This is a genomic window from Roseovarius tolerans (assembly GCF_028885395.1).
Taxonomy (GTDB): domain Bacteria; phylum Pseudomonadota; class Alphaproteobacteria; order Rhodobacterales; family Rhodobacteraceae; genus Roseovarius; species Roseovarius tolerans.
Genome location: NZ_CP118494.1, coordinates 340,629 through 355,895, shown reverse-complemented (window position 1 = coordinate 355,895; position 15,267 = coordinate 340,629). Strand labels below are relative to the sequence as shown.

General features: G+C 65.8%; 17 protein-coding genes. 6 read left to right on the top strand and 11 right to left on the bottom strand.

Features of this window, described 5'->3' with window-relative positions; translation table 11 throughout:
• Positions 1-24: 24 nt before the first annotated feature.
• Positions 25-1,518 carry an FMN-binding glutamate synthase family protein gene (locus tag PVU19_RS01665; RefSeq protein ID WP_050663996.1) on the bottom strand — a complete coding sequence of 498 codons (1,494 nt, stop codon included), beginning with the start codon at positions 1,516-1,518 and terminating at the stop codon, positions 25-27.
• A gap of 383 nt (positions 1,519-1,901) precedes the next feature.
• Here PVU19_RS01665 and PVU19_RS01660 point away from each other — a divergent pair, with 383 nt between their 5' ends.
• A complete protein-coding gene (locus PVU19_RS01660; RefSeq protein ID WP_050663973.1) occupies positions 1,902-2,381 on the top strand; it encodes a fasciclin domain-containing protein in 480 nt (159 codons plus the stop codon).
• A gap of 13 nt (positions 2,382-2,394) precedes the next feature.
• On the opposite strand, the gene PVU19_RS01655 is transcribed toward PVU19_RS01660, so the two are convergent.
• The 6 genes from PVU19_RS01655 to PVU19_RS01630 all read right to left on the bottom strand — a co-directional run bounded on the left by PVU19_RS01655 (position 2,395) and on the right by PVU19_RS01630 (position 7,323).
• Positions 2,395-3,342 carry a hypothetical protein gene (locus tag PVU19_RS01655; RefSeq protein ID WP_050663974.1) on the bottom strand — a complete coding sequence of 316 codons (948 nt, stop codon included), beginning with the start codon at positions 3,340-3,342 and terminating at the stop codon, positions 2,395-2,397.
• An 83-nt stretch (positions 3,343-3,425) separates the two neighbouring features.
• Entirely contained in the window at positions 3,426-4,610 is a 1,185-nt protein-coding gene (locus tag PVU19_RS01650) for an amino acid aminotransferase (protein WP_050663997.1), read from the bottom strand.
• Complete coding sequence (gene sseA, locus PVU19_RS01645) at positions 4,610-5,467, bottom strand: 3-mercaptopyruvate sulfurtransferase (protein WP_050663975.1); 858 nt, start codon at positions 5,465-5,467, stop codon at positions 4,610-4,612. The genes PVU19_RS01650 and sseA overlap by 1 nt, the downstream gene beginning before the upstream one ends.
• Before the next feature lie 91 nt (positions 5,468-5,558).
• The gene (locus PVU19_RS01640) at positions 5,559-5,840 is read right to left on the bottom strand and encodes a hypothetical protein (protein ID WP_050663976.1); all 282 of its coding nucleotides are present in this window, start codon (positions 5,838-5,840) and stop codon (positions 5,559-5,561) included.
• A 43-nt stretch (positions 5,841-5,883) separates the two neighbouring features.
• Positions 5,884-6,360, bottom strand: coding sequence for an SsrA-binding protein SmpB (smpB, locus tag PVU19_RS01635; RefSeq protein ID WP_050663977.1), 477 nt, complete (start codon positions 6,358-6,360; stop codon positions 5,884-5,886).
• Positions 6,361-6,408: 48 nt separating this feature from the next.
• Positions 6,409-7,323 carry a threonine/serine dehydratase gene (locus PVU19_RS01630; protein WP_050663978.1) on the bottom strand — a complete coding sequence of 305 codons (915 nt, stop codon included), beginning with the start codon at positions 7,321-7,323 and terminating at the stop codon, positions 6,409-6,411.
• A 431-nt stretch (positions 7,324-7,754) separates the two neighbouring features.
• Here PVU19_RS01630 and PVU19_RS01625 point away from each other — a divergent pair, with 431 nt between their 5' ends.
• The gene (locus PVU19_RS01625) at positions 7,755-8,570 is read left to right on the top strand and encodes an LOG family protein (RefSeq protein WP_050663979.1); all 816 of its coding nucleotides are present in this window, start codon (positions 7,755-7,757) and stop codon (positions 8,568-8,570) included.
• Between the two features lie 21 nt (positions 8,571-8,591).
• Here the strand turns inward: PVU19_RS01625 and PVU19_RS01620 are convergent, their stop codons facing one another.
• Positions 8,592-9,626 (bottom strand): succinylglutamate desuccinylase/aspartoacylase family protein, encoded by a 1,035-nt coding sequence (locus PVU19_RS01620; protein ID WP_050663980.1) that lies wholly within the window; start codon positions 9,624-9,626, stop codon positions 8,592-8,594.
• A 127-nt stretch (positions 9,627-9,753) separates the two neighbouring features.
• Here PVU19_RS01620 and PVU19_RS01615 point away from each other — a divergent pair, with 127 nt between their 5' ends.
• Both PVU19_RS01615 and PVU19_RS01610 read left to right on the top strand, forming a co-directional pair.
• Complete coding sequence (locus PVU19_RS01615; protein WP_050663981.1) at positions 9,754-10,410, top strand: class I SAM-dependent methyltransferase; 657 nt, start codon at positions 9,754-9,756, stop codon at positions 10,408-10,410.
• Entirely contained in the window at positions 10,407-11,009 is a 603-nt protein-coding gene (locus tag PVU19_RS01610) for a methyltransferase domain-containing protein (protein ID WP_050663982.1), read from the top strand. The genes PVU19_RS01615 and PVU19_RS01610 overlap by 4 nt, the downstream gene beginning before the upstream one ends.
• Here PVU19_RS01610 and PVU19_RS01605 read toward each other — a convergent pair.
• Positions 10,993-11,730: a glutamine amidotransferase gene (locus tag PVU19_RS01605; RefSeq protein ID WP_050663983.1), complete on the bottom strand. Its 738-nt coding sequence runs from the start codon at positions 11,728-11,730 to the stop codon at positions 10,993-10,995. The two genes, PVU19_RS01610 and PVU19_RS01605, sit on opposite strands and share 17 nt — an antisense overlap.
• 151 nt (positions 11,731-11,881) lie before the next feature.
• Between PVU19_RS01605 and PVU19_RS01600 the strand changes: the two genes are divergently transcribed.
• Both PVU19_RS01600 and lpxK read left to right on the top strand, forming a co-directional pair.
• Positions 11,882-13,102, top strand: a complete 1,221-nt coding sequence (locus PVU19_RS01600; protein ID WP_050663984.1) for a 3-deoxy-D-manno-octulosonic acid transferase — start codon at positions 11,882-11,884, stop codon at positions 13,100-13,102.
• Entirely contained in the window at positions 13,099-14,109 is a 1,011-nt protein-coding gene (gene lpxK / locus PVU19_RS01595) for a tetraacyldisaccharide 4'-kinase (protein WP_050663985.1), read from the top strand. Before PVU19_RS01600 ends, lpxK begins: the two co-directional genes overlap by 4 nt.
• 9 nt (positions 14,110-14,118) lie before the next feature.
• Here the strand turns inward: lpxK and PVU19_RS01590 are convergent, their stop codons facing one another.
• Both PVU19_RS01590 and PVU19_RS01585 read right to left on the bottom strand, forming a co-directional pair.
• Positions 14,119-14,721, bottom strand: coding sequence for a DsbA family protein (locus tag PVU19_RS01590; RefSeq protein ID WP_050663986.1), 603 nt, complete (start codon positions 14,719-14,721; stop codon positions 14,119-14,121).
• Between the two features lie 27 nt (positions 14,722-14,748).
• Positions 14,749-15,258 carry a DUF721 domain-containing protein gene (locus PVU19_RS01585; RefSeq protein WP_050663987.1) on the bottom strand — a complete coding sequence of 170 codons (510 nt, stop codon included), beginning with the start codon at positions 15,256-15,258 and terminating at the stop codon, positions 14,749-14,751.
• Positions 15,259-15,267: the final 9 nt, after the last annotated feature.

Sequence of the window (15,267 nt, the reverse complement as noted above, 5' to 3'; positions counted from 1 at the left end):
AGCCAAGGGTTTCAGATCACCCGATCACAATGCCGCGTCCGGGTTGTAACTTGGCCGGATCTTGTTGAACGGAATCGAGGTGCCATCGGCCTGCACCAGACGCACATGCCGCCGCCGCATCTGGCGCGGTTCGGCCACGCCCACGGAATGGGCGATCATCTCGACCTCCTTGATCACCGATTGCGCGTAACTGGCGACCTTGACGTATTTGTCCTCGACAACCAGCCCGCGTTGCAAATGCTTGTCATGGGTGGTGATCCCGGTGGGACAGGTATTGCGATTGCACTTCAGTGCCTGAATACAGCCCAGCGAGAACATGAAGCCGCGCGCCGAGGTCACGAAATCCGCCCCCGCACAGAGCGCCCAGGCCACGTCGCCGGGGTTGATCAGCTTGCCGCTCGCGATCATCCGGATGCGCTCCTTGAGGCCGTAACGGTCGCGCAGGTCCACCATGCGCGGCAAGGCCTCGCGAATGGGCATGCCGACCAGGTCCATCAGCGGCATGGGCGCGGCCCCGGTGCCACCCTCGCCGCCGTCAATGGTGATGAAATCGGGCGCGCAATCGGTGCCGCGCGCGACGATCAGCTCGAACATCGCCTCCCACGCCTCCGACGATCCGACCACGGTCTTGAAGCCGACGGGCCGCCCCGTCACCTCGCGGATATGGACGATCATGTCCAAGAGCTCGCCGAAATCGTTGATCTCGGCATGGCGGTTGGGCGAAATGCTGTCCTTGCCGATCTCGATGCCCCGGATCTCGGCGATCTCGGAATTGACCTTCTCACCGGGCAGGATGCCACCCTTGCCGGGCTTCGCCCCCTGCGCCAGCTTCAATTCGAACATCTTGATACAGGGATTGTCCGACACCTCGCGCAACCTGTCATCGCTCAGCTTGCCCAGCGCATCGCGCACGCCGTATTTCGCAGTGCCGATCTGGTAGACCAGATCACAGCCCCCCTTGAAGTGGAACGGGCTCACCCCGCCCTCCCCGGTATTGAGCCAGATGCCCGCCTTCGCCGCGCCCCGGCTCAACGCCTCGACCGCCGGGCGCGAAATCGCGCCATAGCTCATGCCCGAGACGTTGAAAATCGACTTGGCCTTGTAGGGAATGGCCGCCGTCGGCCCGATCTCCATCGGGGCTGTCACCGCGAACTGATCATCAAGCGGCGGAAAGGCGGCGGGCACAAAGATCGGCGTGCCCGGCACCCCGAGATTGCGGGTGGAGCCGAACGCGATCGTGTTGCCCTTGCCCTTGGTGGCATGGCTCACCCAATCCCGCTGCGCGCGGTTGAACGGCATCTCCTCGCGGTCCATCGCAAAGAAATACTGCCTGAAAAATTCGCCCAGCTTGGTGAACAGCCCGCGAAACCGCCCGATCACCGGATAATTGCGCCGGATCGCGTCACCGGGCTGTGTCTTGTCGAGGATGTAGAACAGCACCGCGACCAGAACGACCGCCCCCAGAAGCAACACGAACAACAGCGCCAGAACCTCAAGGATCTGCGTCACATACCCCATTTGAAAATCTCCAATGATCCAATCTCCCGCGCGCGCGGTCACGCCTTGCAAACTGCGCCTTTCGCAGGGGTCAGGCAAGCCGTGAAATCACCCGGCATAGGCCTGTGACAGGGCGTTATCGCGCCATTCGGGCCATTGGCCCGGGCGCGGCACAATCACAGGACAGCCCGTTTGAAACGCCCCTGAAACGCAGGCGATTTTCCGCAGAATCACAAGAACGTGATTGGATGTTACAAGGCAACGAGGCTTAGCGAGCCAACCGATTTCGTCAAATCGCATCAGCGGAAATCCCCTGTGAACCAGTGGCACTTTCGGCGCGTAAGTCCCGCCATGATGCCACGCAGGCATCATCTGAAACTGATGCTCAAAAGGAGACGACACACATGTTTCGCAGAACCTATCTTGCCCTGACCGCAGCCACCCTGATGGCAGGCCCCGCCTTTGCCGATGACCATTCCAAGGACATCGTCGATATCGCCGCAGGCAATGACAGCTTCTCCACCCTCGTCGCCGCCGTGCAGGCCGCAGACCTTGTCGAGACGCTCAAGGGCGAAGGTCCGTTCACTGTCTTCGCTCCGACAAACGAGGCCTTCGCGGCGCTGCCCGAAGGCACGGTCGAAGACCTGCTCAAGCCCGAGAACAAGGACAAACTGACCTCGATCCTCACCTACCACGTGGTGCCGGGCAAGGTCATGTCTGGCGACCTGAGCGACGGCATGACCGCCGCCACCGTTGAGGGCGGCGAGGTCACCATCGGCACCGAGGGCGGTGTCACCGTCGACGGCGCCAACGTGGTGCAGGCCGATATCGAGGCCAGCAACGGCGTCATTCACGTCATCGACGGGGTGATCATGCCCAAGTAAGCGTGCAGCGCGCTCAAACCGGGGGGCGGCTCAAAGGGGCCGCCCCTTTTGTTTTCGGCAATCCCACCGCATCGCGCACCATCAGCCGCGACAGGATCACATCCAGCTCGCGCGCCACCTGCGCAGGCGCGGACAGATCGCGCAGGTGGCGCATCCGGTCCCGCGCCACATGCCAGTCGGCAGTATCGTAAATGCCCTGCGCCCGCGCGAACGCCTCGGCAATCGTGGCGGGCGCATGATCCTCGACCAGAAACGGATAATCCCGGCCCAGGTAGAACTCCGCATCATCGGTGTCGCGCGTCACCATCACATTGGCCCCGAAGGCGGCGGCGGTGAACCCCTTGGTAAACGGTTTCGCAAGATCGCGCGCCAGCGTCTGCGCATGATCCGGCGGGCGGATCGCGTAATGCAGGTTGAACCCGCACAGCCGGTCGAACCCGGCCTCGATCCCGCCCTCACCGCCCGCGTCGATCCGCGTGACATGCGCCGCGATGAGATCGGGAATGTAGACGTTATGCGGATGCCCCAGATAGGCGGCCCGCAGGCCACCCGGGTCCTCCATCTGCCGCCCGACAAGACGCGGATCATAATGATGCGTCAGATGCGCGACACCCGCGCGCCCATCCCCCGCCCCCCGGCGCGCCAGAAGCCGGTTCAAGATCGCCTCGCCCTTGCGCGAGGCCGCGATATGCAGATCGGCGTGGGGTGAAAAACAATCCCGCGCGCGCGCATCCACATAGTCGATCCCGACGCCCCGCGTCCGGCCACGCAGCATCTCCATCCCCGCCTCGCCGAGAATCGCCCCCGTGCCCTTGAGCAGGATCACGATCCGCCCCGACAGGCCCTCGGCAAAGGCATGCGCCCCGGCCTCGGTTTCGAGATTGGGCAGCGCCCGCACCGCAAATGTGTACCGGTCGCCCAGATACCGCCGCCCGATATCCGCCAGCTGATCGCATCGCATGATCTTGGAGCCGGCACGCCACAGCCGCCTGCGACAGATGAAGACGACCTCTTGCGTCACATGCCTGCCCGCCCCACGCTGCCCTAGACGCCCGCGTCGATCATCGCTCGGGCCAGAATCGGCACGGTCTCGGAATTCAGACCGGCGATGTTGATCCGGCTGTCACCGATCATGTAAATCGCATGATCCTCGCGCAGTCGCTCCACCTGCTCGGGCGTCGCCCCCAGCCGCGAGAACATGCCGCGATGCTGCGCGATGAACCCGAACCGGTCAGACCCCGACAGCCGCTGCAACTCGCCCGCCAACTGCTCGCGCAGTTTCAGCATGCCAAGCCGCACATCCTCCAGTTCCGCCTGCCAGTCGGCGCGCAGGTCGGCATCGGTCAACACCATGCTGACAAGGCGTGCGCCGTGATCGGGCGGAAAGGAATAGTTCTGCCGGTTGAGATAGGCGAGATTGCCCTGCGTGATCTTGCCAAGCGTCGCATCCTGCGCCACCGCCATCAGGATACCGGTGCGCTCGCGGTAGATGCCGAAATTCTTCGAACAGCTTGCCGCGATCAGCATCTCGGGGCAGTTCGCCGCCACAAAGCGGACGGCGCGCGCGTCCTCCTCCAGCCCGTCGCCAAAGCCCTGATAGGCGATGTCGATCATCGGCAGCGCACCCTTGGCGTTCAAGAGTTCCACCACCGCCGCCCATTCAGTCATGTTCAGATTGGCACCCGTCGGGTTGTGACAGCAGCCATGCAGCAGCACCACGTCGCCTGCGCGCACGCCCTCCAGATCGGTCAGCATCCCGGCGAAATCGACGGCGCAGGTGGCGCTGTCGAAATACCGATAATTCACCACCTCCATCCCCAGATGCGCAAGAATGCTCAGGTGGTTGGGCCAGGTCGGGTCCGACACGAACACCCGCGCGCCGGGGTTCACCATCCGGACCAGTTCGAACGCTTGCCGCACCGCCCCGGTGCCGCCGGGCGTGGCGATGGTCGAAACCTGATCGCGCGCCACCGCATCGCCCAGAACCAGCCCCACCATCGCATCCGTGAACGCCGGATCGCCTGCCAGCGCGGTATAGGCTTTCGTGCTCTCGATCTCCCAAAGCTGCTTTTCGGCGGCCTTCACCGCGCGCATGATCGGGGTCACGCCTTCGGGCGTCTTGTAGACACCGACGCCAAGATCGATCTTGGTCTCGCGCGGGTCCTCGCGATAGGCTTGGCCCAGCGCCAAAATCTTGTCTGCCGGTTTTTCCTTGAGTTGCTCGAACATCATGCCTCTCCAGTGGCGACGGGCAGCGTTGGAAACGCGCCCCATTCGGTCCATGACCCGTCATAGAGCGCGTGATCGGTCTTGCCGATCCGCTCCAGCGCCAGATTGATCACCGCCGCGGTCACGCCGGAGCCGCAGGAGGTGATGACCGGCTTGGCCATATCGACCCCGGCAGCGGCAAGGATTGCGCGCAACTCATCGGGGTCCTTCATCGTCATGTCCTCGTTCAAAAGCGAGGTATAGGGTACGTTCTTCGATCCCGGAATATGCCCGCTGCGCAGCCCCTCGCGCGGTTCCGGCGCCTCGCCGCGATAACGCGCGGCAGCGCGGGCATCGAGGATCTCGTAATCGCCCAGCTTGGCGGCGGCCGAGACCTGCGTGACATCCTTGACCATGTGGTTCTGACGCCGCACCGTCATGTGCCGGTCGCGGATCACCGGCGGCATATCCTCGATGGCGCGCCCCTCGGCCTGCCATTTCGGAAACCCGCCATCCAGAACGGCGATATTCTCCTGCCCCATCAGCCGGAACAGCCACCAGACACGCGCCGCGGAAAACAGCCCCTTGGCGTCATAGACCACCACCTGATGCCCGTCGCCCACGCCCATGGCGCGCAGCTTCGACATGAATTTCTCGACCGGCGGGGCCATATGCGGCAGCTCAGAGCGCGCATCGCTGATATCGTCGATATCGAAGAACCGCGCGCCGGGGATATGTCCGGCCTCGTATTCGGCGCGCCCGTCGCGCCCCTCGGCGGCCATGAACATGGTGCCGTCAAGAATGCGCAGGTCGGGGTCCTTCATATGGGCCGCCAGCCAATCGGTGGAAACAAGGGTTTTCGGATCATCAGTGGCCATATGCGCCCCCCGGGTTCAGACCCTGTCTGACTACAGTCTGACGGCGCAGAGGGCAAGACCGGGCACCGTCGCACCCGGCCCGGCGCAGCACTTACCTCAACAGCATTTTGCGGATCATCCCGAGGGCCAGCGTCACCGCGCCTCCGCCCACGGCCCCCGCGACAATCGTGGCTGTCAGAACACCCGCATCACCGCCACCGGCCAGACCGGCCAGATCGCCGGCCCCCGCCATCGCCATGAGATGCGCGGCACTCCCGCCGCCCAGAACACCCGCCAGCGAATTGCCGATCACGCCAAGGCTCATGGGCCTGAGCAGACCGCCCGCGATATTGCCGCCCACGGCCCCCGCGATAAGGCTCAGGATCAGTTCCATGTCAGGCTCCCTCCATGACCCGGCGACCGGGGCGCGGTCCCGCTCACAGCCCCTCTTTCAGCAATCTCTGCTTCTGCCGGTTCCAATCGCGCTTGGCATCGGTCGCGCGCTTGTCGTGGTTCTTCTTGCCCTTGGCGATCCCGATCTTCAGCTTGGCAATGCCGCGATGATTGAAATACAGCACCAGCGGCACCAGCGTCATGCCCTTGCGCTGCGTCTCGCTCCAGAGCTTGGACAGCTCCTTTTTAGACGCCAGCAACTTGCGCCGCCTCTTTTCGTCATGGCCGAATGTCTTGGCCTGCTCGTAGGGCGCGATATAGGAATTCACCAGCCACAGCTCGCCATTCTCCACCATCGCATAGCTCTCGGCGATATTGGCACTGTTGACGCGCAGCGATTTCACCTCGGACCCCTCCAGAATGATGCCGCATTCCAGATCGTCCTCGATGGCATAATCATAGCGTGCCCGCCGGTTCTCGGCGATCACCTTGTAGTTCGGATTTTCCTTTGCCTTGGCCATCCGGTCCTCCTATCGCCGCGCGCATCCACTGTCCAGCGGACCCATTGGTCAGGCCAGCGGATCAGGGGCGATGTTGCCACCACAGACCAGCACCGCGACCCGCTCGCCCGGCTCGGGGACATAGGCACCGCACAAGAGCGCGGCAAGGGCGGTGGCTCCCGCAGGCTCCACCAACTGCCGCATGTCGCGCCACAACAGCGCCTGCGCATCGGTGATCGCGGCATCGGGCACCAGGACACTCTCGATCCCCTGCGCCTGCGCCAGACCATGGCAGATCTCCCCGATCCGCCGCGCCCCGAGCGCATTGGCCGCGACCCCCGACACCTCCACATCAACCGGCCCACCGGCGCGCAGCGCGGCATGCAGCGCGCAAGATGTTTCCGGCTCCACCGCGACAACCTTGCGCCGCCCCTCCAGCCAGCCCAGCGCCCCGGCAATCAGCCCGCCACCGCCCACCGCAATCAGCACCGTATCGGCCGATAGCCCCTGCTCCTCCCATTCCGCCATAACTGTGCCCTGCCCGGCAACCGTCGCCTCGGCATCATAGGGATGCACCTGCATCGCCCCCGTCGCGGCCTGCCATTCGGCGGCGCGCTCGGCGGCCTCGGCATAGGCGCCCGGCACCACCGTCAGATCCGCCCCTTGCGCGCGGATAAGCGTGATCTTCGCCGGGCCCGCGATCTCGGGCACATAGATACGCGCCCGGTGCCCCAGCGCCGCCGCCGCATAGGCCACCGCCGCCCCGTGATTGCCGCCCGACGCCGCGACGATCCCCGCCTCCGGCACCTCGGCCTGCAACAGCGTGTTGAACGCCCCACGCGCCTTGAAACTCCCGGTATGCTGCATCTGCTCCAGCTTGAGCGCGACCTCGCGCCCGCCCAGATCAAGCCCCGCGACCGGCGTGCGCCGCACATGCCCCGCAATCCGCGCCCCCGCCTGAGAAATCAACGCCTGCCATGCCATCGCGCACACCTCTTTGCCTTTTCCGTATCATCACGGAGTCTGCGAACATGTCGAAAGCGACTTCAAGCGAATAACGCCCCCCGGTCGTTCGGCCTTGGTCACCCGCGCGGAACAAGGCGTGCTTGCACGCCGCCGCGCGAGCGCCCGACCGCCCGGACGGGCGGGCGCTTTTGCAGCGTCGCAACCCCGCATCATCGTTGCAGTATTTGGCTGCCATAAAGCGCGCCCCACGACCGTTGCAGCGCCCACCCGCGGTCGGTCGCCCGCGCGGCTCATCTCTTTGACGGCCAGGGTCCGCTATCCGGAAGCCAAAGCAACTGCGCCAATCCCCGCACCACAGCTATCCATCACGAAATGCGGAAAGCCGCCTTTTCTTGCCCGATCAAAGCCTATACGCCTGATATAAAAGACCCAAGCAAGGATCGCATGCGATGAAAGACGACCGCCTGAGCCAGTTCCGCGATGCCCATTCGGACCGGTCCACCGCCGAGCAGGTGCCAGACACCGCCCAGACCCGCGCCCCCGCCTATCGTCTCGCCTTCGCCGATGACGATTTCCTCTGCCGGGACGAGCTGCGCCCCGTGCGCCTGCAACTCGAGCTTCTGAAACCCGAGATGATCCTGAACGAGCGCGGCATTCAAAGCACCGTCGTCCTCTTCGGCGGCGCACGCATTCCCGAGCCGACGCACAAGGACACCGCCCGCACCAAGACGCTCGCCGACCTCTCGCGCTATTACGACGAGGCGCGCAAATTCTCGCGCCTGATGACCGAAAAATCCATGAGCACCTATGGCCGCGACTACGTGATCGCCACCGGCGGCGGGCCGGGCGTGATGGAGGCGGGCAATCGCGGCGCGGCGGATGCGGGCGGCGCCTCGATCGGCCTCAACATTGTGTTGCCGCATGAACAGGCCCCCAATGAGTATGTCACCCCCGGCCTGTGCTTCAACTTCCACTATTTCGCGATCCGCAAGATGCATTTCCTGATGCGCGCCCGCGCCATCTGCGTCTTTCCCGGCGGGTTCGGCACGCTCGACGAGACCTTCGAGGCGCTCACCCTCATCCAGACCGACCGCATGACCAAAGTGCCCTTCCTGCTCTTCGGCGAGGCATTCTGGCGCTCCATCATCAATTGGGAGGCCCTGTCCGAGGCGGGCACGATCAGCGCCGAGGATCTCGACCTCTTCCGCTTTGTCGAAACCGCCGACGAGGCGATGGAGATCATCGAGAACTGGCCCGAAGCGTGACGCGCCGCCCACCCGCGCGCTTCAGATGATCTCGTCCTCGTCATAGAGCGGCACGGCGTCGATATGGGCGCTGATGCCTTCGGCTGCAGCCTCTGCGCGGGGGGTTTCGGCGACGTGAAACAGCGCATCCCCCTCATAGACCACCGGCATGTTGGTGCGCCCGATGATAATGCCGCTTTCCTCGGCCACAACCTCGTTCTCGATATCGCCAAAGGCATTGGCGACCGCCCCCAGCACGGTGCCCGGCTGCACCGCGTCACCCACGGCGAGATAGCCGCGAAACAACCCGCCACGCGGCGCGCGATACCAGCTTGAACTGCGCGCGCCCACCGGCTGCCCCTTGGCACGCGGCACGCCCTTGGCCCCGATCATCTTGAGATGCCGCATCACCCGCAGGATGCCCGACACGCCCGCCCGCGCGGCAAATTCGTCGAACCGCAACCCCTCGCCGCCCTCATAGAGCAACACGTCGACACCTGCCTCCTCGGCGGCCATCCGCAACGAGCCGTCGCGCAGCTTCGACTCCATCATCACCGGCGCACCGAACGCGCGGCCCAATTCCTCCAGCCGGTCATTGCCGGGCGTGAGGCGAAGCTGCGGCAGGTTGGTGCGATGAATGGCCGCCGAATGCAGGTCGATGCCCACATCGGCGCGCATCACCACCTCATGCATGAAGATATGCGCCAGTTGCGACGCCATAGACCCCTCGCTCAGCCCCGGAAACACCCGGTTCAGATCACGCCGGTCCGGCAGGTAACGCGAATGGTTGAGAAACCCGAAGGTGTTGACGATCGGCACCGCCAGCAGCGTGCCCGCCATGGAATTGAGCGGCGCGGCACGCAGTAACCGCCGCACGATCTCGACGCCGATCACCTCATCCCCGTGAATCGCCGCCGAGACGAACATCACCGGCCCCGCGCGCTTGCCATGCACCACCTCCACCGACAGGTGCACCGGCGTGTGATTGGACAGCGTGCTGACCGGAATATCGACGCGGGCGCGGGTGCCGGGGGCCACGGTGGCACTGCCGATCTCGAAGGGTTTACGCTTTGCCATGCCATCCTCTCGTCCGTCTCGCTGGTGCAGGCTTAGGCAATCCGCGCGGTGCTGTCCATGCCACGCCCCGCTTGATCCCCGGCCCTGCGCCCGGCTATGGCAGACGAACCACGAGCGAAAGCGCCGCATGTCACATCTCCTGCCCCCTGCCTGCCCCGTCTGTCGCGCGCCTGATCCCGCGCCCTTCGGCCTGTTCGACGGCTTGGGATACTGGCGGTGCGATCACTGTCAGGCGCGCGGCCTGAACCCGGCGCATTACCCCGATACCGCGACCGAGCGCGCGGAATACGACAAGCACCAGAACGACATCCACGATCCCGGATATCGCGCGTTTCTCGACCGGCTCGCCGCCCCGCTCCGGACACGGCTGACCCCCACCGCACGCGGCCTCGACTACGGCTGCGGCCCCGGCCCGGCACTGGCGCATATGCTGCGCGAGGCGGGGCATGACATGGCCACCTACGATCCGTTCTATGCCGCCGACGCGACCGTGCTGGACGCACAATATGATTTCATCACCTGCACCGAAACGGCCGAGCATTTCCACGCCCCAGCCGACGAGTTCGACCGGCTTGGCGCGATGCTCCGCCCCGGCGGTTGGCTCGCGCTGATGACCACCTTCCAGACCGAGGACGCCCGCTTTGCCACCTGGCACTACCGCATGGACCCGACCCATGTGGTCTTCTACCGCGCCGCGACGCTGACGCATATCGCCGCCTCCCGCGGCTGGTCATGCGAGACCCCGCGCAAGGATGTGGCGCTGATGCAGGTGCCTGGACCATGACCAGCGCGCTGCACGACACACGGCTGGCGGCGGTGGTCGCGGCGGTCACGGAAACAGGCGCGCGCACGGTGCTCGATCTCGGCTGCGGCTCGGGCGATCTGATCCTGCGGCTGGCCCCCCTGGCCGCGATCACCCGGATCACCGGGCTCGACCTCGACTTGCCAGCCCTGCGCATATTGCAGGAACGGCTGGGCGATCTGCCCTTGGCCGCACGCGGCAAGGTGCAGATCGCCCATGCCTCGATGACCGCCCGGCATGCCGCCTTGCGCGGCTACGAGTGCGCCTGCCTCGTGGAAACCATCGAGCATCTGCCGCTCGCGGATCTCAACCGGCTGGAGCGGGCACTCTTCGGCGACATGCGCCCCCGACATGTCATCGTGACCACCCCCAATGCCGAGTATAACCCGGTTCTCGGCGTGCCCACCCACCGCTTCCGCCACCCCGGCCATCACTTCGAGTGGACCCGCGACCGCTTCGGCCAATGGGCCGACGGCGTGGCCGCGCGTAACGGCTATGACGTCACGCGCCGCGATATCGGCGGCGTGCATCCCACCCTCGGCGGCGCAAGCCAGATGGCGCGTTTCAGGCGTAGCGGGTGATGAAATTACGCAGGATGCGCTCGGGCGCATGCACCTCCGCCGCGCGGCACATGGCGATCAGCTCATCGGCGGTCTCGGGCGGGAAATAGCCCTTGTGCCGGTAAATGCGGATGCGCGTCTCGAACCCGGCGGCATCGGCCTCGGGGTGAAACTGCGTCGCGTAGACATTCGCGCCATACCGCACCATCTGGAACGGGCAGGTCGGCGAGGCGACAAGATGCACACAGCCCTCCGGCAAGTCCTGCAACGCCTCCTTGTGACCCACGAAAGCGGCAAAGCGACCGGGGATACCCTCCAGCAGCGGATCGTCACCGGCCTCGGCCGTGACGGTGCAATCGGCGGTGCCCACCGGCTCGCCATGGGCGCGCTTGGCGACATCGCCGCCCAGATGCTTGCCGAGGATGCCGATCCCATAGCAGCACCCCAGAAACGGAATATCCTCACCGGTGATGCGCGGCATCAGCGACAGCACCGCCGCCTCGATCCGGGCCTCCTGCGGGGTCTTGTCCTCGGGCGCATCACTGACGCAACCGGGGCCGCCACCGACGATCACCCCGGCGTAATCGGCCAGCCGCAGGTCGTCGGGCAGATCCTGCTGGTCCAGCCGGATACGGTGGGTCTGCGCCGCCTCCAGCTCGCCCTTGCGCAGGATCGCGGCATATTCGTCATCCGCCGCCTCGGTTTCGGGGCGCAGCTGAAGGATGAGAAAGGGCTTGGTCACGGGGCATCTCCTCGGGCTTTTAACTGGTTGCCCCGCAACGCGCGCGCCGTCAAGCCGCCACCTTGACGCCGACGCCCCCCGGGATAGGCTGCGCACATCTCGAAAAGGACCACACCATGCCCGGGACATTGCGCACACGGCCTCACACGGCATGACCCGCTCGCTCAGCCTTGCGGCCTATCTCGCCTATGCCCGGCGCGCCGGGCCATCCCCCACGCCCCCCGAGACGCCCCGGCCCGACGGCGCGGTGATCTGGGCGCACGCCGTCGATGCGGCCCGCGCCGACACGCTCGTTCACCTGGCCAAACGGCTGACCCAGACCCGGCCCGGCCTGCACATGGTGCTGACCGCCTCGGTGCCCGAACCGCGCCGCAGACGCGCCGGCGGCACGGTGATCTGGCAGGCCCTGCCCGAGGACAACGTGCCCGCCGCCGATGCGTTTCTCGATCACTGGCGGCCCGATATCTGCCTCTGGACCGGGGGCGATCTGAAACCCGCGCTGATGGTCTGCGCCGCGCGCAAGGACATTCCGCTCTACCTCGTGGATGCCGACGAGACGCTGCTGGAACGTCCGGTCTGGCGCTGGTTTCCCGATCTGCCACGCGCCGTGCTGGGCAGTTTCACCGAGATCCTCGCGCGCAGCGAAGCGGCGGCGCGGCAGGTGCGCCGCCTCGGCGCATCAGAGCGGATCGTGAGCGTGACCGGCCCATTCCAGGAAGGCGCGCTGACGCTGCCCTTCAACCCCTCGGATCGCGAGGAGATGGCCGTGCTGCTGCTTGGCCGACCGGTCTGGCTGGCGGCGATGGTGCAGGTGGACGAGCTTGACACGATACTGGCCGCCCACCGCGAGGCAAGCCGCGTAGCGCATCGCTGCCTCCTGGTGATCGTGCCCGACGACCCCGCCGACAGCCTCAACATACGGGGGCGTCTGGATAGCGAGGGCTGGCGCTATGTCACTTGGTCCGAGGGCGAGATGCCGAGCGAGGCAACCCAGATCGTTCTGGCCGATACGCGCGGCGAGATGGGGCTTTGGTACAGGCTCGCGCCGATCACCTTCATGGGCTCCTCGCTGGTCTCGGGCGAATACGGCCGCGATCCGAACGAGCCTGCGGCGCATGGCTCGGCCATCCTCTACGGGCCCAACGTGGCCCGCTACCTGCACCGCTATTCGCGCTACGCCGAAGCGGGCGCCGCGCGCATCGTGCGCGACACCGACACGCTGTCGGGCGCCGTGCAACGGCTGATGCCGCCCGACCAATCCGCCGCGATGGCGCATGCGGCATGGGACGTGGCCTCCAAGGGGGCTGCGGTGACCGACCAGATCGTGGACATGCTGCTCGACCGTCTCGACCGTCAGGACGCCGCACGATGAGGGCACCCGGCTTCTGGTTCACCCCACCCGACCGCCCCGATCCGCGCGCGCGCCTGCTGGCCCCACTAGGCTGGGCCTATGGCCGGATCACCACGCGCCGCGCGGGCCGCACGCCCAACTGGCGCGCGCCGGTGCCGGTGATCTGCGTTGGTAACCTGAATGCAGGCGGCACCGGCAAGACCCCGACCGTGCAGGCGCTGGTTACGCTGTTACAGGACCGCGGGCACACGCCGGTGATCCTGTCGCGCGGCCATGGCGGGCGGTTGCGCGGGCCGGTGGCGGTGGACCCGGGTTACCATACGGCTACGGATGTTGGCGATGAGCCGCTGCTCGCCGCCGCCTTCGCCCCGACCTGGATCGCCCGCGACCGCGCAGCGGGGGCGCGCGCAATCATGGCGCAAGCGCAGACCAGCGGCGCACAGATCGACTGCATCGTGATGGATGACGGTCACCAGAACCCGCAGCTTTCCAAGGACCTGTCTCTGGTCGTGGTCGATGCAGTCAAAAGCTTCGGCAACGGGCGCTGCATCCCTGCGGGGCCGTTGCGAGAACCAGTTCCATCGGGCCTGAAGCGCGCCGACCTTCTGCTGTCCATCGGGCCGCAGGCCGCGCAGGAAACCTTCCACGCAGCATGGGGCAACCTGTTCCATCCGCCAAACATACGTGCACGTATGGAGCCATTGCAGACCGGCATGGACTGGCGCGGCGCACGGCTGCTGGCCTTCGCCGGGATCGGCCATCCCGAGAAATTCTTCGCCACGCTACAAGGTCTGGGGGCCGACCTCGTGCGCGGCGAGGCGCTTGAGGATCATCAGCCTCTGACCACCGCGCTGATGACCCGCCTGACGCGCGAGGCACAGCTGCGCGGCGCACAACTGGTCACCACCGAAAAGGACGCCGTGCGCCTGCCGCCCGAGTTTCGACGTCAGGTGCTCAGCCTTCCCGTGCGATTGCGGATCATGGACAGCGCCCCGCTCGACGCGGCACTCCGCCGCGTCGGGCTGTGACAGGCAGCCTTACTCGGCGAGTTTCTCGTCGATGATACCCTTGAGCTCGTCATAGGCCATGTTGGAATATTTCTGCTCGTTGATGATCAGCGTCGGCGTGGAGTTCACCTCATGCGCCTCGGCGTTCTCCTGATACCACGCGACCAGCGCCTTGGCCTTGGCCTCGTCATTCAGGCAGGCGTCGAGCGCGTCGGGCTCGATCCCCGCGACCTTGCCGATGCGACGCAGGTTCTCGGCGATCTCGGCGGGCTGGCCGTTGGTCCATTCGCGCTGCTGCTCATAGAGCATGTCGGAGATGCCAAAGAACTTCTCTTCCCCGCCGCAGCGCGCCACCATCGAGGCCCACAGACCGAACCGGTCGAAATACACATCGCGATAGATGAAATGCACCTTGTCGGTCTCGATATAGTCAGCCTTCAGCTCCTTGAGCGGACCATTGTGGAAACTGGCGCAATGCGGGCAGGTGAAGGACGCATATTCGATGATCGTCACCTTGGCATCCGCCGGGCCCATCGTCATTTCGGTGACCTGCGAGGTATCGGCGTCCTGCGCCTGAACGGGGCCTGCAAGCATGGCAAGGGCCAACGCCCCGGTTGCGATCAGTTGTTTCATCGTCTCACCTTTGTCTGTTCGGAAAGTTCAGCGTTGCGATCTGGCTAATACGTTGCGCGCCAGCGATTCCAGCGCGGCCCGCAAACCGTCATCACTCACCGGCGCGGCCAGTTCAGTGGCAGCCCGGGTGGTTTCGGGGGCGGGCGCGACCGGGGTCTTGGCCTTGGGGCGGTGATCGAAATCCACCTGCCCGTCGGCAAAGCCAGTGGGGGCCGTCTGGGTGATGCGGATGCGCGAGATGGCGTTATAACCGTAGACGGCGTTGACCCGCTCGCGCAGCTGTTCCTTCTGCATCTCCAGCATCGGCGCCTGCGCGCCGGTGGTCAGCACGGTCAGCGTCGCACCCATCCCCTGCCGGGCATAAGACACCTCGACCGGCCGGGCGATGGCGGCGATATCCTCGCCCGCGATCTCGGCCCAATGGGTCAGCAGGCGCGACTGCGCGAACCCGCGCGTTTCCGACGCACGGCGAATGCTGGGCTGCAGCAGCGCCGAGGTGCGCTTGAACCCGTATGTCGTCTGCTTTCGGCTGGCCATGCTTGGCAC